This window comes from Micromonospora wenchangensis (genome assembly GCF_002210435.1).
GTDB lineage: Bacteria > Actinomycetota > Actinomycetes > Mycobacteriales > Micromonosporaceae > Micromonospora > Micromonospora wenchangensis.
The window spans coordinates 59,660-82,450 of the sequence record NZ_MZMV01000025.1; the positions used below are offsets into that span (position 1 = coordinate 59,660).

The 22,791-nt window shown below is 66.8% G+C and carries 21 protein-coding genes, 1 tRNA gene and 3 pseudogenes; 13 read left to right on the plus strand and 12 right to left on the minus strand.

What is annotated here, in order from left to right:
• The first annotated feature begins 179 nt into the window (after nucleotides 1-179).
• Both B5D80_RS16455 and htpX read left to right on the plus strand, forming a co-directional pair.
• On the plus strand, nucleotides 180-1,670 hold the full coding sequence (locus B5D80_RS16455) for an NADH-quinone oxidoreductase subunit N (protein ID WP_088644765.1): 1,491 nt from the start codon (nucleotides 180-182) through the stop codon (nucleotides 1,668-1,670).
• Nucleotides 1,671-1,868: 198 nt separating this feature from the next.
• Nucleotides 1,869-2,747 carry a zinc metalloprotease HtpX gene (htpX, locus tag B5D80_RS16460; protein WP_088644766.1) on the plus strand — a complete coding sequence of 293 codons (879 nt, stop codon included), beginning with the start codon at nucleotides 1,869-1,871 and terminating at the stop codon, nucleotides 2,745-2,747.
• A 61-nt stretch (nucleotides 2,748-2,808) separates the two neighbouring features.
• Here htpX and B5D80_RS16465 read toward each other — a convergent pair whose 3' ends face one another.
• Nucleotides 2,809-4,029 (minus strand): MFS transporter, encoded by a 1,221-nt coding sequence (locus B5D80_RS16465; RefSeq protein WP_088644767.1) that lies wholly within the window; start codon nucleotides 4,027-4,029, stop codon nucleotides 2,809-2,811.
• Nucleotides 4,029-4,166 carry a hypothetical protein gene (locus B5D80_RS33390; protein WP_158224196.1) on the minus strand — a complete coding sequence of 46 codons (138 nt, stop codon included), beginning with the start codon at nucleotides 4,164-4,166 and terminating at the stop codon, nucleotides 4,029-4,031. Before B5D80_RS33390 ends, B5D80_RS16465 begins: the two co-directional genes overlap by 1 nt.
• Nucleotides 4,167-4,354: 188 nt before the next feature.
• On the opposite strand from B5D80_RS33390, the gene B5D80_RS16470 reads away from it, so the two are divergent.
• Entirely contained in the window at nucleotides 4,355-5,614 is a 1,260-nt protein-coding gene (locus B5D80_RS16470) for an MFS transporter (RefSeq protein WP_088644768.1), read from the plus strand.
• 86 nt (nucleotides 5,615-5,700) lie between these two features.
• Here B5D80_RS16470 and B5D80_RS16475 read toward each other — a convergent pair whose 3' ends face one another.
• Nucleotides 5,701-6,195: a YajQ family cyclic di-GMP-binding protein gene (locus B5D80_RS16475; RefSeq protein WP_088644769.1), complete on the minus strand. Its 495-nt coding sequence runs from the start codon at nucleotides 6,193-6,195 to the stop codon at nucleotides 5,701-5,703.
• A 148-nt stretch (nucleotides 6,196-6,343) separates the two neighbouring features.
• On the opposite strand from B5D80_RS16475, the gene B5D80_RS16480 reads away from it, so the two are divergent.
• From B5D80_RS16480 to B5D80_RS32965, 4 genes are all read left to right on the plus strand, one after another.
• Nucleotides 6,344-6,427 (plus strand) — tRNA-Tyr (locus B5D80_RS16480).
• 841 nt (nucleotides 6,428-7,268) lie between these two features.
• Entirely contained in the window at nucleotides 7,269-7,469 is a 201-nt protein-coding gene (locus B5D80_RS16485) for a hypothetical protein (RefSeq protein WP_088644770.1), read from the plus strand.
• Nucleotides 7,470-8,163: 694 nt separating this feature from the next.
• The gene (locus B5D80_RS32960; RefSeq protein WP_144081690.1) at nucleotides 8,164-9,831 is read left to right on the plus strand and encodes a hypothetical protein; all 1,668 of its coding nucleotides are present in this window, start codon (nucleotides 8,164-8,166) and stop codon (nucleotides 9,829-9,831) included.
• Between the two features lie 266 nt (nucleotides 9,832-10,097).
• Nucleotides 10,098-10,856 carry a hypothetical protein gene (locus B5D80_RS32965; protein ID WP_158224197.1) on the plus strand — a complete coding sequence of 253 codons (759 nt, stop codon included), beginning with the start codon at nucleotides 10,098-10,100 and terminating at the stop codon, nucleotides 10,854-10,856.
• A gap of 19 nt (nucleotides 10,857-10,875) precedes the next feature.
• Here the strand turns inward: B5D80_RS32965 and B5D80_RS34360 are convergent, their stop codons facing one another.
• The 4 genes and pseudogenes from B5D80_RS34360 to B5D80_RS35125 form a co-directional block, all read right to left on the minus strand.
• Nucleotides 10,876-11,550 (minus strand): hypothetical protein, encoded by a 675-nt coding sequence (locus tag B5D80_RS34360; RefSeq protein WP_245854649.1) that lies wholly within the window; start codon nucleotides 11,548-11,550, stop codon nucleotides 10,876-10,878.
• Nucleotides 11,551-11,907: 357 nt separating this feature from the next.
• Nucleotides 11,908-12,150 (minus strand): annotated as a pseudogene (locus B5D80_RS35120) (DNA methyltransferase); the annotation flags it as partial.
• Nucleotides 12,151-12,210: 60 nt separating this feature from the next.
• Nucleotides 12,211-13,578 (minus strand): protein kinase domain-containing protein, encoded by a 1,368-nt coding sequence (locus B5D80_RS16505; protein WP_158224198.1) that lies wholly within the window; start codon nucleotides 13,576-13,578, stop codon nucleotides 12,211-12,213.
• 474 nt (nucleotides 13,579-14,052) lie between these two features.
• Nucleotides 14,053-14,472 (minus strand): GntR family transcriptional regulator, encoded by a 420-nt coding sequence (locus B5D80_RS35125; RefSeq protein WP_158224199.1) that lies wholly within the window; start codon nucleotides 14,470-14,472, stop codon nucleotides 14,053-14,055.
• A gap of 146 nt (nucleotides 14,473-14,618) precedes the next feature.
• On the opposite strand from B5D80_RS35125, the gene B5D80_RS16515 reads away from it, so the two are divergent.
• Complete coding sequence (locus tag B5D80_RS16515; protein WP_245854651.1) at nucleotides 14,619-14,966, plus strand: site-specific integrase; 348 nt, start codon at nucleotides 14,619-14,621, stop codon at nucleotides 14,964-14,966.
• Nucleotides 14,967-15,035: 69 nt separating this feature from the next.
• Nucleotides 15,036-15,554, plus strand: coding sequence for a hypothetical protein (locus tag B5D80_RS16520; protein ID WP_088644776.1), 519 nt, complete (start codon nucleotides 15,036-15,038; stop codon nucleotides 15,552-15,554).
• Nucleotides 15,555-15,984: 430 nt separating this feature from the next.
• On the opposite strand, the gene B5D80_RS16525 is transcribed toward B5D80_RS16520, so the two are convergent.
• Nucleotides 15,985-16,296: a hypothetical protein gene (locus tag B5D80_RS16525; protein ID WP_281253466.1), complete on the minus strand. Its 312-nt coding sequence runs from the start codon at nucleotides 16,294-16,296 to the stop codon at nucleotides 15,985-15,987.
• On the opposite strand from B5D80_RS16525, the pseudogene B5D80_RS16530 reads away from it, so the two are divergent.
• Together B5D80_RS16530 and B5D80_RS16535 are read left to right on the plus strand one after the other, a co-directional pair.
• A pseudogene (locus B5D80_RS16530) lies at nucleotides 16,275-16,875 on the plus strand (GntR family transcriptional regulator); the annotation flags it as partial. The gene B5D80_RS16525 and the pseudogene B5D80_RS16530 overlap by 22 nt on opposite strands.
• Nucleotides 16,845-17,549: pseudogene (locus B5D80_RS16535) on the plus strand (HAD family hydrolase); the annotation flags it as partial. The pseudogenes B5D80_RS16530 and B5D80_RS16535, both read left to right, overlap by 31 nt.
• A 205-nt stretch (nucleotides 17,550-17,754) precedes the next feature.
• On the opposite strand, the gene B5D80_RS16540 reads toward B5D80_RS16535, so the two are convergent.
• The 3 genes from B5D80_RS16540 to B5D80_RS16550 form a co-directional block, all read right to left on the minus strand.
• Entirely contained in the window at nucleotides 17,755-18,624 is an 870-nt protein-coding gene (locus tag B5D80_RS16540) for a protein phosphatase 2C domain-containing protein (protein ID WP_245854654.1), read from the minus strand.
• Between the two features lie 154 nt (nucleotides 18,625-18,778).
• Nucleotides 18,779-19,681, minus strand: coding sequence for a DMT family transporter (locus tag B5D80_RS16545; protein WP_211291530.1), 903 nt, complete (start codon nucleotides 19,679-19,681; stop codon nucleotides 18,779-18,781).
• Nucleotides 19,671-20,444 carry a GntR family transcriptional regulator gene (locus B5D80_RS16550; protein WP_088644779.1) on the minus strand — a complete coding sequence of 258 codons (774 nt, stop codon included), beginning with the start codon at nucleotides 20,442-20,444 and terminating at the stop codon, nucleotides 19,671-19,673. Before B5D80_RS16550 ends, B5D80_RS16545 begins: the two co-directional genes overlap by 11 nt.
• A gap of 452 nt (nucleotides 20,445-20,896) precedes the next feature.
• Here B5D80_RS16550 and B5D80_RS16555 point away from each other — a divergent pair, with 452 nt between their 5' ends.
• Entirely contained in the window at nucleotides 20,897-21,295 is a 399-nt protein-coding gene (locus B5D80_RS16555) for a hypothetical protein (protein ID WP_144081693.1), read from the plus strand.
• Between the two features lie 58 nt (nucleotides 21,296-21,353).
• Entirely contained in the window at nucleotides 21,354-22,184 is an 831-nt protein-coding gene (locus B5D80_RS34365; RefSeq protein ID WP_245854655.1) for a DapH/DapD/GlmU-related protein, read from the plus strand.
• A 111-nt stretch (nucleotides 22,185-22,295) separates the two neighbouring features.
• On the opposite strand, the gene B5D80_RS16565 is transcribed toward B5D80_RS34365, so the two are convergent.
• Entirely contained in the window at nucleotides 22,296-22,751 is a 456-nt protein-coding gene (locus B5D80_RS16565) for a hypothetical protein (RefSeq protein ID WP_088644781.1), read from the minus strand.
• Between the last annotated feature and the right edge of the window lie 40 nt (nucleotides 22,752-22,791).

A 22,791-nucleotide genomic window follows, 5' to 3' on the forward strand; every position in this document is an offset into this window, starting at 1 on the left:
CGGTGAGCGTGAGGAGTGCAGCGCAGCGGAGCCCCGCAGTCGCGAGCGTAAAGGTGGCGCGGTGAGCGCGAGGAGTGCAGCGCAGCGGAGCCCCGCAGTCGCGAGCGGAGGGGTGGTTCGGTGAGCGCGAGGAGTGCAGCGCAGCGGAGCCCCGCAGTCGCGAACGAAAGGTCCGACTCGTGAGTGTGGTGCAGAGCGTCCACAACGTGGCGTTGCTGCCGGCGTACCTGGCGGCCGGCACCGCCGTACTCGTGCTGTTGGCGGATCTGCTGGTCGGCCGGGCCGGCGCGACGGTGGCGGTGGCCTGCGCGGGCGTCGTCGCCACCGGGGTAGGCGCGGTGGTGGTGGGCGCGGCCGGCACCCGGCGGACGTTCTGTGTGGGTGCCGACTGCTCCTGGGTGTTCGACGGCCGGGCGGCCCTGGTCGCGGGGGTCTTCGCCCTGCTCACCCTGGGCGTGCTCGGGCTCTCCGGTCCACTGCTGCGCGGCGGCCCGACGCCCGTCGGCGAGTACTGCTTCCTGCTGGCCTGTTCGATGACCGGTGGCGTGGTGCTGGGCGCGGCCGGTGACCTGATCACCCTGATCGTCGCCCTGGAGACCCTGACCCTGCCGCTGTACGTGCTGGTGGGCCTGCGTCGGGGCAGCCTGGCCAGTGCCGAGGCGGCGGTCACCTTCTTCGTGGTGAGCGTGGTGGCCACGACGGTCACCCTGCTCGGCGCGGCCCTGCTCTACGCGGCGACCGGCGGCCTGCACCTGGACCGGCTCGGCGGGCTGGCCGACGCGCCCGACGTGCCGCTGGTCCCGGCGGCGGTGGCGCTGGTGGTGCTGGGGCTGGCCTTCAAGGTGGCGGCGGTGCCGTTCCACGCCTGGGCGCCGGCGACCTACGACGGGGCACCGCTGCCGGTGGCGGCCTACCTGTCCACCGCGTCGAAGCTGGGCGGGGTGGTGGCCCTGTTGGCGGTGGTGCAGCGGGCGCTGCCGGCCGAGGTGACCGGTCCGGTGCTGGCCCTGCTGGCGGTGCTCACCATGACCGTGGGCAACCTGGTGGCGCTGCGCCAGCGGCGTACCGTCCGGTTGCTCGCCTGGTCGTCGGTGGCGCAGGCGGGCTACATCCTGGCTCCGCTGGGGGTGCTGGTGTCGGCCGCTGGCCGGGCCGACGACGTCCGGGCCGGGGCGTACGCCGCCGCGGTGGCGTACGCGGTCTTCTTCGTGGTGGTGGAGCTGGCGGCGTTCGCGGCGCTGGTGGCGCTGCGTCCGGCCGGTGCGGACGGCGGCGCGCTGGCGGACCTGCGTGGGGCGGCCCGGCGGCGGCCCTGGGCCGGGGCGGCGTTCGCGCTGGCCCTGGTCGGGCTGGCCGGCCTGCCGCCCGGGTTGGCGGGGCTGTTCGCCAAGGTGACGGTGGTGCGGGCGGTGCTGGACGGCGGGGCCGGCTGGCTGGCCCTGGTGGTGGCGGTGAATGCGGTGATCGGCCTGGCCTACTACCTGCGCCTCGCCGCCACCCTGTACGCCGACCCGCCCGCTCCTGCCTCCGCCGGGGAGCCGGCCGCGTCCGTCAGGGTCGCGCCGGCACGGGCGGCCTGGCCGGTTTCCGTGGCGCTGGCCGGGGCGACCGCGCTGGCCGTGGTGATCGGCTTCGCCCCGCAGTTGGTGCTGGACCTCGCCTCCCGCTGACCGCCCCGCCGGAGCTTCCGCCCCGGCGGGCGGGGGCCCCTGACCTGGTGTCCCGGGCCGTCCCCGGTGTCCGGTCCGTTCAGCGGGTTCACAGCTTCTGTCAGTCAACTGCCAGTCATGAGCTGGATGGTTGACGGGTACCGGTGACGTTGTACCGGTCAGCGGGTCCCGCGCGACCCGCGCACCGAAGGAGCGATCGTGCATCACAACCGTCTGAAGACCGCAGCGCTGCTGGGCCTGCTGACCTCGCTGATCCTCGCGGTCGGCTACTGGTTCGGTGGGAGCGGCGGCCTCGTCATCGCCGTCGTCGTCTCGTTGCTGATGAACGGCGTGACCTACTTCTTCTCCGACAAGCTCGCGTTGCGCTCGATGCGGGCGCAACCGGTCAGCGAGGCCCAGTTCCCCGAGCTGTACCGGATGGTGCGTGAGCTGGCCACCGAGGCCCGGCAGCCGATGCCCAGGCTGTACGTGAGCCCCACCTCGCAGCCCAACGCGTTCGCGACCGGTCGTAACCCGGCCAACGCGGCGGTCTGCGTCACCCAGGGGATCACCGAGATCCTCGACTACCGCGAGCTGCGCGGGGTGATCGGCCACGAGCTGTCCCACGTCTACAACCGGGACATCCTGATCTCCAGCGTGGCGGCCGGGCTGGCCGGCATCATCACCATGCTGGCGAACCTGGCGTTCTTCATCCCGCTGGGCGGCAGCAACGACGAGGACGGCCCGAACCCGGCCGTGCTGCTGCTCACCATCATCCTCGGTCCGATCGCGGCCACCGTGATCCAGTTGGCGATCAGCCGGAGCCGGGAGTTCCAGGCCGACGCGTCGGGTGCGCAGCTCACCCGGGACCCGTTGGCCCTGGCCAGCGCCCTCCGCAAGATCCACCTGGGTACCCAGGCCCGGCCGCTGCCCGCTCAGGGACAGCTCACCAGCACCGCCCACCTGATGATCGACAACCCGTTCAAGCGGGGTGGCGGCATCGCCGCGCTCTTCTCCACCCACCCCCGGATGGAGGAGCGGGTGGCACGGCTGGAGCAGATGGCCCGCAACACCGGCCCGATGCAGTTCCAGCGCTGACCCCGACCGGCACCGCGCCCGCGTCCACGTTTTGGACGCGGGCGCGGTCGTGTCTGACGGGTCAGGGGGTTGGGCCGGTCGGGTGCGGCCCGGCGTCGGCGGGCAGCCGGTCGGGGCGGGTCAGCAGCACCACGACCAGCAGCAGCACCCCGGCCAGCAGGTAGGCCACGGCCGGCCCGAACAGCGCGGCGGCCGACCCGAGCAGGAAGATCCCGCAACCTGCCACCACGATGTTGGCGGCCACGATGGTCGCTTCCACCTGCCCCATCCGTTCCACCGGGGCCAGCCGGGCAAAGGTGGCCTGTGCGCCGATCAGCCACCCCCCGCCCGCGCCGATCAGCGCGTTGGCGCAGGCCAGCGCCCACACCGGGGAACGCGTGGCGACCAGCAGGGCGGCCAGCAGCAGCGCCCCGGCCAGGGCGGCGGCCACGGTGACCTGCCCGGTCAACCGGCCCAACCAGGTGCCCCGCCCCAGCACCAGCACGAAGACCGCGCCGCCCAACGCCGACGAGGCCAGCACCACGGGCCGCCAGGCCCCGTCGGCGAGGTCCGGGGTGAGGGTCTCGGGCAGCGCGCCGGAGACGACCGTGGCGAGGGTGAGCAGGGCGACGCCGCGCAGCACCGGGTGCCCGGCGATGGTCCGTATGCCGGCGGTGGCCGGTGGGCGTGGCCCGCGCCGCCGCTGCTGCCCGGTCGGCAACCCGGCCAGCACCACCGCCGCCACGAGGAACGAGACCAGGTCGATCAGGAGCGCCACCCGGGGGCCGAGGGCCACGGTGATGCTCGCCCCGGCCAGCAGCCCCACCACCTGGCCGACCTGGTTGGCGAAGGCCGACAGGCCGAACAGCGGCAGCCGCAGCGGGGCGTCCACCGACTCGGCGGCGACCGCCACGTTGACGCTGGAGTAGGCGGCCCGGACCGCACCGAGCAGGCCGGCCGCGACGATTGCCGGCACCGGCCGGGGCACCGCGAGGGGGGCCGCGATCAGCACCGCACCGGCCACCGAGAGCCAGACCAGCAGGGTACGGCGGGCCGGCACGTCCAGCCAACCGCTGAACACCGTGGCGACCAGCAGGGCGGGCAGGGCGCGGGCGGCGTACACGGCGGCCGGCCCGAGGACCGACTGCGTCTGGTCGTAGGCGAGCAGCAGCAGCGCGGCGAGCCCCACGAAGTCGCCCAGCTCGGAGATCCCCCGGGCGGTGACCAGCCGGGAGGCGACCGGATGGCGGAACAGGGCCAGGTAACCGGGGGGCGGTGAGAGCCGCTCGTCGGCGTCGGTCATCAGGTCGTCGGTTCCGCTTCCTCGACCCCGTTCTGCTGGTGACCGGGGCTCTCCCGGAGCACCGGGGCGGCTGCCCGGTGACGGCCGCCCCGGGACGCCGGGCCGGGCCGGCGGCGTTCGGTCGTCGTGCCGACCATTGGACCTCCTACGACATCGGGGGCGATCCAGCGGTGTATGTATCTGGGTCGATCAGCAAGTTACCCTCTCGCCGCCACCGGGTCAGCGACCCCGGGTGTGAGTGAATCGACCATTCCCGGAGCGACCTGCGGCGTTAGGGTCTACAGGGTTCTGAGTCGTTACCTGATCGTCTCCTGGGAGGTCCGCCGTGTCCGCACTGCGCCAGTACCTGGGCGTCTGGCGGATTCCCGGCGCCCCACTGCTGCTGCTCCTCGGTGTCGTCGGCCGGCTCGGCATCGGCATGACACCGCTGGCGTTGCTGCTGGTCGTGGAGCAGGTCACCGGCCGGTACTCCCTCGCCGCCGTGGCCGGCGGGATCTATGCGCTGTCCGGTGCCGCGCTCAGCCCGGTCGCCGGCCGGATCGCCGACCGGGTCGGACCCACCCCGGTGCTGCTGGTCACCGCCGTGGCCCACCCGCTGGCCCTGTTCGGGCTGCTCGGGGCCAGTCGCGCCGAGAACGCCGACCTGCGCCTGATCTACCTGGCGGCCGGGCTGGCCGGGGCCACCTACCCGCCGCTGACCGCCGCCATCCGGGGAGCCTGGAACGACCTGACCGCCCCGGCGACCGGCCGCTACCAGCTGCGCAACACCGCACTGGCCGCCGAGACGTCGCTGTTCGAGGTCGTCTTCGTGCTCGGCCCGCTGCTGGTGGCCGGGTTCGTCCTGGTCGCCGACGCCGCCGCCGCGCTGCTCGGTGCGGCAGTGGTGACCCTGGTCGGCACCGGCGGGGTGGCGCTGGGCCGGGTGATGCGCGCCTGGCGTCCGCACCCCCGCGAGCACCACGCCCGAGGGCTCGGCCCGCTGCGGGTGGGCGGCTTCCCGGCGCTGCTGGTCTGCGTGGCGAGCCTCGGCATCGCGTTCGGCGCGGCCGGGGTGATCGTGCCGGCGTTCGCCGGCAGCCAGCCCACCGACGACCCGCAGAGCCTGGCCGGCCTGCTGCTCGCCGTCTGGGGGGTGGGCAGCGCCGTGGGCGGTTTCTGGTTCGGGGTACGCCGCCCGGCGGCCAACATGACCCGCCAGTTCGCCTGGCTGCTCGCGGCGGTGGCCGGCACCCTGGCGATCTTCGCGGTGATGCCCGGTCCGGTGTCCCTCGGCATCGCCCTGGTGATCGGCGGGGCCACCATCGCCCCCGCGTTGACCCTGGAGAACACCCTGGTCGGGCGGATCACCCCGACGGGCATGCTCAACGAGGCGTACACCTGGGTGGTGACCATGTCGGTGGCGGCGAGCGCGGCCGGCGGTGCGGTGGCCGGCCTGATCGTCGACCACGCTGGCGGGGTGCCCTGGGCGTTCCTGTTCGCCGCCGGGGCGGTCGGCGTCGGGGCCGCCGTCGCGGCGCTGCCCGGCGGCCCCATCGCCCGCGCCGAGGCCGCCGCCGTCCGCGCCGAACACCCCGTCACGGTCTGAACGGGGTACGCGGCCCCGCTGTCTTCCGGGGTTCGTGCGGCGGGCGGCCGTCCCCGTCGGGGGACGACCGCCCGGCCGGGGCCGCTCTACCTGTAGTTGGTGAACTGGAGGGCCACCCCGAAGTCCTCGCCCTTGAGCAGCGAGATGACGGCCTGGAGGTCGTCCTTCTTCTTGCCGGTCACCCGGAGCTGGTCGCCCTGGATCTGCGCCTGGACGCCCTTCGGGCCCTCGTCGCGGATCTTCTTGCTGATCGCCTTGGCCTTCTCCGACTCGATGCCCTGGATCACCTTGGCATCGATCTTGTAGACCTTGCCCGAGGCACGGGGGTCACCGGCGTCCAGGGACTTCAACGAGATGTTCCGCTTGACCAGCTTCTCCTTGAACACGTCCAGGGCGGCGCTGACCCGCTCCTCGGTCTCGGCCTGGAGGCTGATCGCCTCCTCACCCGACCAGGAGATCTCGGCGCCGGTGCCACGGAAGTCGAACCGCTGGGCAAGCTCCTTCTCCGTCTGGCGAAGGGCGTTGTCGACCTCCTGCCGGTCGACCTTGCTCACGATGTCGAACGACGGGTTCGCTGCCATGCTGATGCTCCTGCTTGTCCGGCGGTCTGTCAGGGTCGTCGCGGTGCTGACCAGCCCCACGACCCTCTGACGGTACCCGGTTGCCACGCCCCCGGGGGCGACCGCTATCCTTGCTCCGCTGCCGCGTTACGACGCGGCGGCGTGCCCTGGCGGGTTGCCCGAGCGGCCAATGGGAGCGGACTGTAAATCCGTCGCGAAAGCTACAGAGGTTCGAATCCTCTACCCGCCACCAGGCGCAGATGCGGTCCCTGACCAGCAGGAATGCTGATCGGGGACCGTTGTCGTTTGTCTGGCCGGGTCCGGCTGAGTCCAGCCGATGACGACTGGTTGTGGGCAGATGGTGGGCAGGTCGATCTTGCCGCTGAGAGCCCTTCTGGGGCTGCGAACGCTGGTGTTTGTCCGGCCCGGTGGAGTGCGTGCGTGTAGCGATCGGCTGAGGGGTCCGCGGTGAGGTGCCGCCGGCTGCGGGAGAGGGGCCGGTGGCAAGCCAGTCCTGGGGTTGGACTGGCGCGGCAGTCGGAAGCCCTGACCGCCGATGACGCAAACCCGGTTCGGCTTCCGTTTCGCCTGGCCGTGATCGTGCCGGTGGCCGGATCAACAGACTCGGGGCGGCGGTCCGGCGGCAGTCGGTGGCTCTCCGCCCCGGCGCCGCAGGCGGCCGGGGCGGAGAGCCACCGGCCGGGTTACCGCCCGGCGCCGCGCGGCGCCTTGATCCAGAACAGAGGAAATTGGCAACGACACGTAGGCAGGACACCTGCTCAACTGCTCTGGACCGCCCTTGCCCTCTCGATTCCATGCCCTCTTGCTTCCTCCCCGCTGCACAAGTCTGCCCTTGCCGGCACTGATGTGTACGGGTAGGCGAGCGCAGCCGGTGGACCGAAGTCCAAAGCCAGGCGCCGGGGCCTACGCCGCTCAGGGTGCTTCCGTTAAGGGCGAGATTGACCGCTGCACGTCAATTGCACGACTCTGATCCGCTGATCAGCAAAGTTGACCCGCTGTCGTGGGGCAGGCGCTGCCGAGCGGGTCCCGGGTAGTATTTGGGGTCTCGGCGAGGACGACGGTTGGGTTACGGGATGACTGATCTGGGAAAACGGGCCGTTCAGGTCGTGGAGGAACTGACGGCAGTCCCCTTGGGGTCGGGCAATGACTACCTGGGCGAGGCCGAGTCTGAGTCGACTGCGATAGATGTCGAGTTGATTCGGGTGCTTGCGTCGGAGCCGTTCGAACTTTCGGACGCGGCCAAGGAGGTTGTGGCTCGTGCACATCAAAATTGACGCAGAGACCACCCGTGGACTCCGAATAATCGAAGAGATTCCCGACTTTCCAATCAGCAAGATCGAAGGGTATAACGGAATCGGTAAGACCAACGCCATAAAGCTGCTTCGCCTTTGTACAGGTGATCAGCCCTTCGAAAACGACATACCAGCGTGGCAGACATTCTGTCGACACCTCGCGTCTGCGTGCGTGCAGGTGACAGGACTGCATGGCGGTCGAACGATTGAGATAAACCTCAATCCCGAGCGATGGCCAGAAAAGCCGGAACCCCTTGGCAACCTATTAGGATCTGTCAAGATGGACGGGAAGTCTGCGCTAGCGACTGATATCCCAGACGTTCTAAGAGTCTCGCATATCCTAACGACAGAGACTCCCCTAGACATATTAGCGAACAGGGTCCTCAGGGCAGAGCGCGACCTAACGTCTTGGCTCGAACACGAGGCTGGCCGCCGCCAAGAGGAGTTGGACAAGCTGATAGGGGCAATCCAGGAAAGAATTAGCGACTGCTTTCCCTCCCAGTTGCCACAGGAGTTACATGCAGCGGACTCGGCCCGAAGGGCGCTGGACGCTGCAACGGCAGACCTCGAAGAGGGGAAGAGGCTCGCTAGCCTCCTGGAAAAGGCTGTTGAGGTTGCGGGTCGCCTAGATCAGGTCCGCGGGCGTGGGCCGGAAATCGATGCGAGGATCCGCGAAGTGCGTCGGCGACTCGACGAGCTGGACGGGCAAAAGCGCGCCATCGATGAGCAGATCGAACGGGCCAGCGCTTCGCAGACAGCTAATGAATCGGCGGAGCACAAGTTTGTTTTAGCTCAAAATCACCTTGTGCGACAGGACAAAGCTCTTCGACTGGTGCAGACGTCTTTGGAGAAGGTGGCTGCCGCCGCGGGTGTTGCCCCGGACCGGCACTCTATATCTGAATTGAAGTCGACGTTGAGTAAGCGCTTGACAGAGATGGCGGAGCTTCTCCCTCAAGTAAATGCGACGCCGATGCTCATCTCGGTATTGGCCGACATTGCCGATAGGCTGCAGGACGGAGAACGCCATGATCTCGCAGCGAACGTTCTGATCGACGAGACCGAATCTTTCCCTGCAATCACGGTATCGGAACTGCGCCGCTTGTGCCAAATCCAAGCGGAGAAGCTCGCCCGGCGTCGACCCTCTGCCCAAGCAGAAGAGCTTGAGTCAGAGATGGACAGCATTCGAAATCAGCTCGATGCTCTGTCGCAGATGGCTGAGAAGCTCGATGAGCTTGATGCGGCCACGGTCAATCTTCATCGCGCTGAGGAGCGACTGCGAAAGGCCGTCGAGAAGCTGCCGGAGCAGGCAGCGCGTACTGTCGAAGAGCTCGTTGCCACGCGCAACACGCTCGACGAAGAGAGCCGGTCGTTGCAAGGGGACGAAGCACGTCTAAGTCAAGCCCGAGACCTGCTGGGTGGAGGACTCGACGAGGCGGCGCTCGCCGCAGAGCTGCAACGGCTTTGCCAAGAGGCGCAGGTCGAACCTGGACGCGTCCGCGGACGGAGAGAGCGCCATCTCGCGGAGCTCGACGAGCTGACCCGCCGGCAGATCGCAGTACAGCAGCAGTTTGAGAAGGCGAGCCGAATAGCAGAAGCACGGGCCGCTCAGCTCCTTCAACTTGGCAAGGAGCTTGCGACCGACGAGGCACATGGGTGGCTTCGAGCAGCTCACCAAGATCTGAGTCAGCTCCATCAAAGTGATAAATTGGGGCACGCCGAGATCCTGGAGGGTCTGTCTACGAAGCTTGCAATCGCACGAAATCGGCTTGACGCCAGCTACCGTGCGACGTCTTCGATTGCCCAGGCGTTCCAGCGACTTCACGGTGTCCTTCGTGCGCCCTCTACCGGCCCAACCCGTACTTCGCGCTGGGACCTGGCTGCGCGGTCATGGCTTGCGGACCAGGTTCGCGGCTGGTTTAACAATGATTTTCTCAGCACGGCATTGTTCGATGGCGCCAGTGATATTCGGCTAGATTCAACCAGTCTTACGGTCACTTGGACTGGGACGGAAGGGCCGAAGGAGATTCCCCTCGCCGCTTTCTCTAGTGGGCAGCAGGCTTTCGCATACACGCATGCCAGGGTCGCCCAGTTGGACCAGGGGCCTGTATCCGAGAACAGACTCATTGCTCTGGACGAGTTCGGATCGTACCTCGATGCGGCGCGAATGCAAGCTTTGCTCGATTACCTCGCGGCTCGTGCTAACGCGAACCAGTCTGATCAGATCGTCGTGATTCTGCCACTCGAAAGGATGCCACAGCTTACCCCCGCCTCCAGCGAGCAGGATCGGCAGAGGGTTGTAAAGCTTCAACAGCGTGGCTACTTAGCGGAATCGGTATCGTTGTGACGTCCCAAAATAAAGGAAGCCGCTCGATCTTCGGTGTGCCGGTGGTCCTTGCCTCGTCAGAAGTCTCCGTATTGACGCGCGATCTGACACAGTTGTGGGCGCTTACCTATGGGGCATTGCCGAGCACGGTAAAGGGCGATAAAGAGCTTTGCCGACGGTTTTTTGACCCGCTTGTACGCGGTCAAAGCCTTCGAGACAGGCTGGCGGCTATTCCACCGACTCCTCAAGACTTGGTTCGGCGCCTCAGTAGGTTCGGAAGTCCTTTAGTGACCGACGTGGGAGAGGGTACGCTATTGGTAGGTGCGGAGGCGAGGATTGTGCTTGAGATCTTAATGCACGAAGATTTGTCAGACGGCCTTGTCGTTTTATCGCAGTCTGTCACCGCCGCCGCTGAACGTGAGGCTTTGGAGCTCTATCGAGAATGGAGTACCGGCCGACTCGTCCAGGTCGTTAAGCTGCGGACGGGCCAGGGGCGCGAGGTGATGCAAGCAATCGCTGTGGGCCTCACCTTATCTATTCTTGTGAACCGCTCGGATACGCCAGAGCGGGCCGTGCCCCAATGGGATAATCGGGATCCCGAAGGCGGGCCCCTTAATCGCGCGATCTTTGCTGGAGCCGAGCGATTCGCGGAGCTGATATCTGGCAACAGTCGCGGCAGATCTCAGCACCAACAACAGCTGGTGAGCGGTTACGCATTAACAGAGGCTCGTCGTCGTTTGGCGCACAGAATGGTCATCGAGAAGAGGGGCCGCGAAAAGCGAGGATGTCTGTATATTCCTCAGAGTTACCGCGACGATGTTGTAACTTTTCTAGGCCGCGACCTCGCTAGGCGTCCAAGCCTTAGCCACGACAGGCTGGCTTCGGCCTTCGATCAACTCGTTGCCGCATTCCGTGCTTCCGCGGGGCAGTTAGCCTACGAGTCTGTTGCGTTCGATCGGCCGGCAGAGACTCATTTGCTTCGCGGTAAACTGCTAAATGCATTCGACCATGCGCGAGATGAAACGCGGCCGTCGCGCGGTGAATAGCTGCCGGACTGACCACCGCTCATTCGCGACGAAGCACGATCAGCCTCTCCGAAAGCTCGACGTTGTGCCGGGCCGAATTGCCCGACCATCTCTGGCCGCGTTTACGCAACTTAACATCTTGCTCCAGGCTGAATCCGTGTTCACGCGCCAGCCTGCCGATGATTCCGGGAGTGTCGATATACACTCCGTAAGGCGCGCTATCGCCTACCAGCCACACTGCACTCGAATTTGCGCCCAAAGCTGAAGACAAGTTGGCCAGTACCTGGCTCATTGATGCGAAGTATTCAGGAACGACTCGGTCATACTCCTTCCCACGTGGACGCAGCAGGCGTTGGTCTCGGAGGTTTGCTACCAGCGCCTTGATCTCGTCCGCTACCTTTTTATGCTTCGCAAGGAAGTCCTCTGCCGATCGGGCCGCAACGACGCTACTTTGTTGGGTAGTGGCGGTGACCATGCCTGCGCGGACCGTCGAACACATCTCTGCCCAGGTCTTTACCTCTCCCCAGAAATACAGCTCCAAGCGTGTCGCGTCGGCATAGTCGAAGTTATTCAGGTAGGGTGGCGAGGAAACGCAACCAGCGGCCGACGCTGGGGCGATGCTCTGCCAGCTGGAGCGCAGGGTGGAGTCTCCGGCTACAACGGCATGGCTTTGACCGGAAGTAGTCCAGTCCCACTTCCGGATATCTTCGGCCATCCACTCAAGTCGTCGCACGAATCGCAACAGGGGATCCGAGTGTCTCGGTTTCCGTTGCATATTCGGGTTTTGATAGGGCCAACCGACTCGTACAGACGCAACGTCCCGGAGTGTACTGAGCAGTCCCCACTTTAGGTAGGTGCTCCACGGGCTGCCGCTAGCGCATATTGTTTCCCGTAGACTAATAAGCGTCGAGAGTACCTCGGAGGTAAAGCACCGCCTTACCAGATCAGGCAAATTATCGGCAGCGTAGACAAGCGGTGCTGCGCTGACCTTCTCCACCAAGAGGCGTCCTGTCTCTACGAGCAGGTTTGGCTCGCCTGGCGGCTTTTGAAGCTTGATCGAAGCGAGCTCAGCTATCGCTGGGTGCGCTTCAATCCCGATGAAGGAGTGCCCCAGACGTCGAGCTGAAGTTCCGGTTACCGCTGTGCCAGCAAACGGGTCGACGATCAGGCTGCCCTGCTTGAGGCCCAACTGTTGGAGTAGAAGCGCGACATAGTCAGACGCAAACCCAGCCGGGTAGCGAAACCACCGGTCGAACGGTTCGCTGCTGCTTGTGCCGTGGCTCCTACCCTTGCCAGAGCCAGGCTCTGGCGGCATGGCGGTGCTAGAGGCTGTCTTCTGCGTCGTTCCCGGCCCGTCGGTGGTCTGCTGCACAGCCTATTCCACCACGGCGGTTGGCTGGCTCGCCACTGGCCCCCTGTTGCCGACAGCGTCAGCAGGGCTTGGGGCTGGCGTCAGCAGGGCTTGCAGGACGACGCTGCGAGGGTGCCAGCCGGCCTCCCGGTAGTATTCCACCAGTTCAGGGCGAGGGGCCATGGTGCGGCTGATTGGACGCGCCGCGGCTTCGTCTAGTTCCGCCAGCCACTCCAACGTCCTAGCCCGTTGGCCGGCGTCGCCTCGTTGGGCATCTGCTGTGAAGTAGTAGGGCGCCGCGTCCTGTGCGAGCCCGAGAGACTGTACGTCAACCAAAGAGCGAAGCACGGTCAGGACGAACGTGAGGGGGGTGGCAGCGTATTCGGGGTCACGGTCATCCCAAGGGCCTGATATCAAGTGATTCGCCATCACGGTAGCGATATTGGCAGCCCTTTCCCGGTGCTTCGCGGTCCAGGCGGGTAGTTGGCTAGTTGGAATCCGGGCTACGTAGTCGATGTAAAGCGCGAAGTCTTCCGGGTGCGTCGCTGCAAGGGAGAGAAGGGCATCAAGGTTTTCGACGTCTCCGAATAATAACCCTTCAATCAGTCTGGCGGCCTGGACATGGAGCGGTACGTCCCGATTGTCAGAGACTTGGCGCAGCGTCTCCTCTAGGTCGTCGACTGTCTGGAGTCGAAGCCCTACCTCCTGGAAAGTGCAGGCCCGCACGAAGGGTCGCCAATGAATATATTCGTCGTCTGGAAGTGGTGGGAAGGCTGATTGCGCCGGCTTTCCCGAGACAAACCATGCTGCAATTCTTCCGAGGCTAAAGACATCAGCGGCGGGGGTGGCGGCGCTGGGATCTACATCAAGTTCCGGTGCGTCGAAGCCTGGCGTGCCCATTCGGTCACCGGTTCTTGTCAGCGGTCTCGAAGCCATCTCCGGTGGATGTTTCACCATACCCCAGTCGCCAACTAGCCATCGAAGACGGCTACCGGTTCCCGTCCGCATCCCGAAAATGTTTCCCGGAGAGATGTCTCTATGTATTAGCCGTTGCTCATGTGCCACCTTGAGGCCGGCCGCGACATCTAGGAGTATGGTCTCCAGGTCGTCCTCAGTGAGGGTCTTACGGAGATCGGCGAGGGAACCCAGCGCTAACGGCATCGCATACCAGCTGAAGGTTTCGTCATGGTCAAAAATCGGCATGACGTTTGGATGCGCTAACTGCTTTTGCGCTTCGATTTCACGCTTTATTCGATCTTTGGCTGCGGTGAAGCGCTTTGCTCGCTTGAATGCGACGGCCTCTGCGCTTTCACGATGCTCTGCCCGGAACACCTCCGCGTAACTGCCTACGCCGAGAGCACGGATTATTCGGTATCGCTCGCTGGCCGCCACGCGTGACCCTTCTTCAGCCATCCAGGTTGTGAGGGCTAACGGTACCGGTAGGTAGTTGGCGATGGGAACCAGCCAATCCGATGATCTGTCTCCATGGTCGCCGATCGCTATGTGAGCGTGCCCTAATAGTCCGCTATGTGCCAATCTTTGGCCATGGCGTCAGGAGCTTCGACCCGCAGAAGGAGCCGCTGCGGGCAGCGTCAGCGCGAACGCCAGGGAACTGCGCCGTCTACTCCGTTTGGAGTCTGACCAGGGCGATTGTCCCGCCTACTCGCTCTTTACCGACTGCTCGCGGGTGGCGGTGTCTAGTGCATCACAGCGTTTCTGGGATGACCCATCTGGGTGCTTGTGGCTCTAGTCCGGGGTCGCTCCAGCGACTTCGAGGTAAGGGACTTCAGGCAGTCTGGCTGGAGCGATGGATCCGAGTGGGTGCCTTTAATGCAACCGGGCGTGGCTCAGCATCTTCCGACGCCTCTACTGGCTCGGACGGAATAGTCGGTAAGTCCGAACGACTGCCCTAACGGTTCCATTGGTTCGCTCGATACGCTGCTGCTCGACAAGAGTCGCGCCCGCACCGATGTCGAAGAGAGCCGCAAGCTCGGCGTCCGCGGGGAGCGTTCGTTCTCGTGCGCCCGAGTCCGACCTCCGCGATTCTCTTTCATGTCGCCCGACGCTTGCGTAGGTGCCGCGCCCATGTTCGGTAGCGACGAGTTCCGCGTCCCGCAAGACCGCTATGGCCTGGCGGATCGTTCCGCGGGCTGCTTGGAATTCAGCGCTGAGGGCGCTCTCGGCGGGAAGCAGAGCCCCTGCAGGGATGAGCCCGGTCTCGATGCGCTTCCTCAGTTCGTCGGCGATGACGCGGTAGCGGGGCAGGCCGTAGTGCGGGGTGGGCACCTGCTCACCGTACCTGGCACTTGTCTTACCAAGTGCCAACCAAGCGACACGTTTCGACGTATAGACAACACGTCCACTTGTAGGTACGGCGCGGACTCAAGCACCGGGGGAGGGCCGAGACTCAGACGGTCCCGATCCCGCCCCGGTTGGTCGAGCTGCTGTGTGCGCACGTCGACAACCACGGGGTCGGCCCGGACGGGCGCTTCTTTCGGGGCCTGCACGGTGGGCCGCTCTCCGAGTCGGTCTACGACCGCTGGTGGAAGCTCGCCCGCGAGAAGGCGCTGACCGAATCTCAGATCGCCTCGCCGCTCGTCCGCCGGCCCTACGACCTGAGGCACGCAGCAGCCTCGCTCTGGCTGAACGCTGGTGTTCCGCCGACCGAGGTCGCCCGGCGCCTGGGCCACGGCGTCGCTGTCCTGCTCCGCGTCTACGCCAACTGCATCGACGGCGGAGGCGACACCATGAACGACAAGATCGGGAATGCCCTCGAATGACCGGTTGTTGACCGCAGGGCTGAGGCTGGTGAGGACAAAGAGGCATGACTGAAGGGCGACGGGCGCTTCGTGGTTGATCCGAGGAATTTCCTGCGCGACTTCGAGCGGCAGGCGCGCGAGCGTGAGCAGTGGCGTATCGAATCCGAGCGGATGATGGACGACCTTGAAGAGGCCGTGACCGCGAGGGAGGCCGAGAGGGCGGAGCGTCACGAGCGGGCTGAGCAACGTGAGACGGAGCTCCTGAAGTGGAACGCTGCCTTGGCACAGCAGTTCGCGGACTTCGTGTCGAAGGTCGAGCACGACCGGGCCGACGACCAGCAACGGCTTGAGCGTGCTGAGCAGAGAGAGCTTGAGGCTCTCGGGGTGGCCAAGGACAGTCGGCGCGTGGCTTGGATCTCAGCGGTGGTTGCGATCTTTGCTCTGCTGGTCGCGATCGTCGCGATAGTTGTGCCCCTGGTCTGGTCCTCTAACCAGTCGGGCGCTCCGGCGGTGACGCCTTCCATGTCGGTGCCTACGCCCACCAGTTCTCCCACCCCGCCGGGGGAAGTCGGCAGGCCGTCTGGTTCGCCGTTGCCCTCGGCGTCCTGAGGGATTTGGCGAACCTGGTGGGCGTGGGCAGATGGTGGGCGGCTGACCGGGTCGCCTCTGTCCGGACGAGCAAATCGCCAGTTCGCAGGCGCTGAGGCGATCAAGATCACGGGCGCCCTGTAAATCCGTCGCAAAAGCTACAGAGGTTCGAATCCTCTACCCGCCACCAGGTGCACAAAGTGGCCCCTGAACAGCGAGAACGCCGGTCAGGGGCCGCTTTCGTGAGTCTCACTCAGTCCCGCTTCAGCCCGATCGATCTCGCTGGCTGTGTCGCATACGTGTCGCCATCTGATCGTGCTTGCGAGGGCTTGCGGGCGATCGTGCTTGCCGAGGCGGGGGCACCATCCATCCGTAGGGGGAGCGTGTCGAGCGCCTTCCGTACCAAAGTAGCGTCGGTGAGTGCCGTCAGATCAACGGTGTTGGCCTTGAGTCAGCGAACAGCGGCGGCCAGGTGAGTGGGCGGATCACCAGCTTCGCGGCGAGTCTTGTTGAACACCCACCCGAAGAGCGCGGCTCGTAGCGCCTTGTCGCTGGGTACGCCCCGGTCCGTCGCCATCAGCGCCGGTGTGACGGTGGCCAGCGTCTCGGCAATGCCCTTGCGATGCTTTGCCGACGCGCGAGGCCACTTCATGTCGACGTAGGCCGCTGCGTGTTCGTACCACGAACGGGCGTTGAGAGCGCGGGCCATGGGTTCGGGCAGGCCGCTGGCCTTGTCGAACGCGAGCCGTAGATCTGCGGCCACACATCAAAGCCGCATTCGAGAGGCCGCACGTCACCATCGACTTCGCCGGATTCTCGGCGAGACGCTGCGAGTCGCGCTCGCCGAGACGCTCGACAAGGTGCGGGTAGGCAGGCTCGCGCCGGAAACGATCGCGGTACGGGTGTTGATCTCCGACATGACGGTGCCTATGGCGCTGCCCGCTCGGGCTGAGACTCAGGCGGACGATCCGGCTGTGCGAGAGCGAGCCGAGCGCATCACGCGCCGGGCGGCAGACGGCATCATCGACCAGGTAGCCGAACTAGGCGACCTCGGTTTGATTCGGTCGACCACGGTAGAGGTACGGATGCACCGAGCGTCGCCCCTGTTCAAGCAATACATCCTGAACGGGGAAGAGGTCTTCTACGGCTTCTACCCGGTCGTTGAGCGCACCGGTCTCGATCAAGGGTGAACCCATGACAATCTACGACCTCATGGGCAAAGATGTGCCGCTGTTCCACTACGCGGTGACCGACGACGCCTCGCACGGCACGCAGGGTCGTGGAAACGTCGCGCCAGCGGTTCGACTCCGTGTGGTCCACGATCGCCTATCGGTACGACGGACGAGGGCCGATCTCAACCGACTGCTCGGCAAGGTTGGCGCGGTGCTGCTCGACGTTGATGGACCGGTGTGCAACAGCTTCGCCGGGTATCCCGCGCCGCAGATCGCGGCTGAGTTGGTGGACGTACTGCGGCGGCGCAGCGTCGATGTGCCACCGGATCTCGCCAGTGAGCCGGACCCGCTTGAAGTGCTACGCCGCACCGGCGCGGCTGGCGATTATGGCGTCACTCGGGTCGTAGAGGATGCGCTCTGCGAGGCTGAGCGCCGAGCCGTGGAGACGGCGGCACCGACGCCGTACGGGCGGGAGGTCATCGTGGCGGCCCGGCAGGCCGGGATGCCGGCGGCGGCGGTAAGCAACAATTCGGCCGACGCGGTGACGGCTTACCTCGCGGCGCACCGGCTCGCCGAGCACGTGTCGCCGGTCATTGGCCGGGCGTACGCCGATCCGGCCCGCATGAAGCCCAACCCCGAACCGATCCTGCAAGCCGCCCGGACTCTCGAAATACCGCCGCGCCTCTGCGTGCTTGTTGGCGATTCTCTCTCGGACATCGAGGGTGCACAAGCTGCCGGTATTTTGGGTAATCGGATACGCGAGTCGCGTGCCAAGATCGCAACATTCCAGTTTGCTGGCGCTGACGCAGTCATCACGAGCATGGGCGATTTGGCCCAGGCTTTGCATCCTGACTGTTTGCGCAGGTCAAGCGCGTGTAAGTGGCGCTCTGAAAATCCGTCGCGAAAGCTGCAGACGTTGGAATCCTACCCGCCACCAGGTGCCTAAAGAGGCCCCTGACCAGCGAGAACGCCGGTCAGGGGCATTCTTTGTCTACCCTCGCTTCCGTCCCACTCCGATCGGTCGACCGGCCACCTGCGTCGCATACGTGTCACCGTTCGATCCTGTACACCACGGGCGTGAATCCCGATCCAGCGGGTGCCTGTCGGGCGGGGAACCGGGTGCACCAGGCCAGTGTGGCGTCGTCGTACGCCTTGGCGCGCGGCCACCGCCTACCCTGCGGGTCGCCGGCCTCCGCCGCCCGAACCCGCCGGATCACCCCGCCCGGCCCCTCCGCAGCGATGAGCGCAAGAACCTCCGGCCAGTCCGCCAGCGCGAACTGGTCCACGATGCGGCTGGCTCCGTCACTGAGCAGGACGGCACCCCTGAGTTCCGAGACAGGTCGACTCCCGGTCAGGGCTTCCGCTGCCACCCCCGGATCGTCGGCGGCGACCCAGAACCCGCCGGGCCGGTTGCGGTGGACGCGGAGGGCTTCGATGTATTTGCGGAGCGCCCGGTCGTGTTCGGGGCTCCCGTTCGGGGCGGCGTCCATCGCGGCGCGGTAGCGGCTGCCGACGGCGTCCACCCGCCCGTCGGTGATCACTTCGGGGACGTCTCCGGCGCGGTCGAGGACCAGCACGGAGTCGGCGAGCGCGAGGTAGTCGGCGCGGTCGTCGTCGGTCCGGAAGATGGTGACGGTCGCTGACGGACTGCTCGGGTCACCGATGTCGCAGGTGTCCCGGTGCGCGTCGGCAACCTCCACGATCGCCTGCCCGAGGATGGTGGTGAGGTCCTGACCGTCGTCGGCCGCCAGTTGGCCGAGCAGCGCCCCGCCGAGCCGGCGGGTGTACCAGGCGACGCCGTGGAGACAGGTGGATGTGGTGCCGGACAGGCCGGCACCGTCGAGTAGGACGACGGCATTCGGCACGGCACCGGCGAAGTCCTCGTTGGGCTGGTCGGGCTTGGCCGGGCTGGTTGCCATGATCACCTGCATTAGCGTCCTCCACGCGGTTCAGCGCCGATGATCCGATCCGACGGCGAGCGTCGGTGGCCGGCTTCGACTCGGTGACTATCAGGATGGGCCGGCCATCCCACCCACCCGGGTACGAGGATTGCTAATCGATGTGAAGTGTGGGTTATCCGATTTCGGTGGAACGTTTCCGGGTCAGGGTGACTCCGGCGAGGACCAGGGCGATACCGATCACGATCGCGGTCGTGACGGCCTCGCGGAGGATGACCCATCCGAGGACCACGGCGACGACGGGCAGCAGGTAGGTGACCACCGATGCGGCGGTCGGCCCCTCGTCGTCGATGATGCGGTAGTTCAGGACGTAGGCGACCCCGGTGCCGAGCACTCCGAGGACGAGCAGGCTCACCACCGCATCGAGCCGCCACTCCGGCGACTCCAACCCGGCGAATGGCAGCGCCGGCACCAGCAGAACGGCAGCCGCGCCGAGTTGGGTCGCCGACAGCATGAGCGGCGGGATTCCGCGCCCGGTCAGGTATCGGCCCATGTATACGTAGCCGAGCCCGTAGCTGGCGGCTGCGGCGAGGCAGGCGAGGCCACCCCAACTTGCGATCTCGCTCGCCGACTCCCACGGCGAGAAGATGACCACGACGCCGAGGAACCCGAGGGCGAACCCGGCGGCCTTCTTGACGGTGACGGTCCGGTCGACGCCGACGAGGAAGGCCAGCAGCAACGTCCACAACGGCGTGGTCGCGTTGAGCACCCCCGCCACGTTCGACCCGATCGTCTCCTCAGCGATGCTGAACAACAGGTACGGCACGGCGTTGGCGACCAGGGCGGCCACGAACAGGTGACCCCACAGTCGCCCTTGCCTCGGAATGCGGAGTCCCCGGGACAGCGCGATCGGGGTCAGGACCAGGAAGCCGAGCAGGAGCCGGGCGAACACGATCTGCACCGGGTTGAAGCCGCGCAACGCGAGCTTGATCCAGAGAAAGCCGGAACCCCACAGCAGCGCGAGACCGGCCACCCGGGCGATACCTGCCCGGCTGACCCGCTGGCGATCAGTCCTCAACGGGCATGTTGTAGTCCAGGCCGTTCACGTCGGCGCGCATGACGAACCGGGTCACCTCGAAGGCTCGTCCATCACCATCGAGGCTGGTGTGCAGCAACTCGATCACGGGTACGCCCGGCGGCATCGAGAGCCCCTTCACCTCGTCCGGCGTCGGCATCCGGGCGCTCACCTCCTCCCGGATGCGCGCGATCGGATAGCCGAGATCCTCGAACCGCTGGTAGATGCTGCCTCGGCCGAGCTTCTTCGCACTCGCCAGTGGTGATCCCTCGACCACCGCTGTCGGGATGTAGGTCACTCCGACCTGCATCGGCTCGTCGTCGGCGAAGTACCAGTTCTCTCGCCGGACGACCTCCTGGCCGGCGTCGAGTCCCAGCCGCTGGGCGACCTCGGCGGGCGGCTGCACGGTGGTCACCGACCGGCACTCCGTGTGCGGGGTCCGTCCCTGCCGCTCCACCTCGATGCGGAACGGCGAAAGTCCCGTCTCGTTCCGCGCCCGGCGGGAGTATCGGTCGCGACCCATCCTCATCAGCGGACGCCGCAGGCGTACGAACACGCCTCGGCCGTGTTGGGCCTGGGCAAGGCCCTCGGCCTGCAAGATGCCCAACGCCTCCCGGGCGGTGTTGCGAGCCGTGGCGTATCTGGCGGCCAGATCGCGTTCGGAAGGTAGTTGGTCGCCGTCGCCGAGGTCACCGCGCATGATCGCGGCCCGTAGCTCCTCGGCGATGCGGCGGCTCGGAGGTTGCCGTTCCTGCTGATCATTCATCGGATCACCACTCCTCAAGGTGGTACCCAGGCTAGCGCAACTGGCTCAAGCCAGCTGTTGACAGCCTGTTGCCCTTCGTCGAAGCTGGCTTAAGCCAGTTGGCGGCGATGGCGTTCCTGTCGTGAGCAGGTCGTCGGCCTGGAGTCACGCCGTTCGGAGGACCAGGCCACGCCGCTGGCAGCCAAGCAACCCGGGGTCCTCGCTCCGGTCACCTATGGAGGTGTGATGTCCGGCACTCATCGTCGATGTGGTTGGTTCTCGTCCTGGCGGGCTCGAAAGCGCTCACCGCCAGGCCCCGGTCGTCACAGCGCCCCGACGAACCCGCCCAGCGCCGCTGCCCTGCCCACGCCGTGGTGGTCGGTCGGGGTGACCCGCGAACTGCCCACCCTGCGGTGTGCCCCGCTGCTGACGGCGGGCCAAGCACGTCGGGGTAACGGTGGGCGGTGGCGGCGGTGACCCGTACCGGTAAGCCGACCACCACCCACCCGCCGTGGTGCACCCCCGAACGCTGCGGTTTCCTGGTCCCGCCGGTGATGCCGCACATGGCCCGTCGGCATCGTGGCCCGATGCTCCGGGTCGGTGAGAGTCGGGCGAGTGGCCTCGTCGTCACGTACCTCATCAGCGCGGAAGTCCCGGGTACGCCGCTCGTCGGGGTGCACGCGACCTGCCGGGCCGGCAACGCCTGGGCCGAGTTGTCCCTGCCCCAGGCCGCCGAACTGGCGGACCAGTTGCGTGACCTGCTGGCCCAGGCGGTCGACCAGGTCGATCCGGGCAGGGGCGACGGTGACCCGCCGAGGGCTGATCCGGCCGAGGATCAGGGTGACGGCCGTCCGGGGGTCGACGATGAGTGAGGGCGGTCGGCCGGCCGCGTGTCCGGTGTGGTGCCGGGGGTGCGGGCCGAACGACCCGATGCACCGGGGTTTCCTCGCCACCGTGGGGCGGGAGCGGACCGGCTGGGTGAGTCTGCAACTACTCGTCGACCGGTTCGTCCGACGCGAGGCGTCGATCAAGCTCGACGCGACCCGGTACGGCGCGACCCAGGCCGTGTTGCTGTCGCTCGGGCAGGTCGACCGGCTCATCGAGGAGCTGACCCAGGCACGTCGGCTGATGCGGGCCCGGTGCGCCGGCCGGGGGAGGAACGGTGAGTGTGGGCGGTCCCCGGGGTCGGGCACGGGGAGCGTCGGCGAGGATCGCGGGATGTCCGACGACCGCTTCATGCGTATCCACAGCCCCGAGTTCCAGGCGATGGCGGCGAGGGTGCTGCGGGCCACCGAGTTGACCTCCCGGCTGAACGTGCTGCCCTTCGACGACGAGGCCGGGCGGGGGGAACTGTTGGCGCAGCTTCTCGGCCGGCCGCTGCCGGCGCGGGTCACCATCTATCCGCCGTTCTTCACCGATCACGGCCTCAACCTGGAGATCGCGGAGCGGGTGTTCATCAACCAGAACTGCACGTTCCTCGACTATGCCGGTATCCGGCTCGGCGAAGGCGTCATGATCGGCCCGAAGGCCACCTTCATCACCCTCGGCCATCCGGTCGACCCCGTGCAGCGGCGGGAGTGGCTGACCGGTGCGCCCATCGACGTGGCCGAGAACGTCTGGATCGGGGCCGGCGCGACGATCCTCCCCGGCGTCAGCATCGGCCGCGACGCCGTGGTGGCGGCCGGCGCGGTGGTCGCCGACGACGTCCCGCCCGCCACCCTGGTCACCGGCCCCAAAGCAGGTGTACGCCGCCAGTGGTGACCCCCACGCCTCCCGCTCGCCTCACCGTTGGGCCGAGGTGGCGGTATCGGGGCGGGGCGAATGCCGCTACCTCGGCCCAGTTGCGTGGATCATGCGCGACGCCCGTCCCGGTCAGAGAGGCCGCGCCGACTCCGGCGTGGCCTCGTGGCCGGGTAGGCCGTGGGTACGCCGCCGCTGCTTTATCTCCGCCTCGTAGAGGTGCCGCCGGCCGCCGACCAGCTTCTCCCGGGCGTACCGTTCGATCTCCTGGAACGTGGCGTAGTAGCCGTCGTCGAACTCCTCCACGATCTGGAACGTCCACCGGCCGGGGAGCAGGTTGCGCCCCAGCAGCTCGTGTTCGACGCGGTCGGCCACCTCGTCGTGTCCGGCCCCGCGCAGCAGCTCCACCACCCGGTCCAGGGTGAGGTCCGCGCCGCCGACGAGCTGGTGCGCGGAGTAGAGGTGCCCGCGCACCCGGTGGATCGTCTCCAACGCCTCACTCAGCTTGCCCAACGCCTCCACCGTCGCGTCGTCGACGCCCTCCGGCCGCGCGTGCTCCTCGTCCACCGCACCGTTCTGACCTGCCATAACCCCCGACATACCCCCAAACCGCCCGAGCTATCCCATG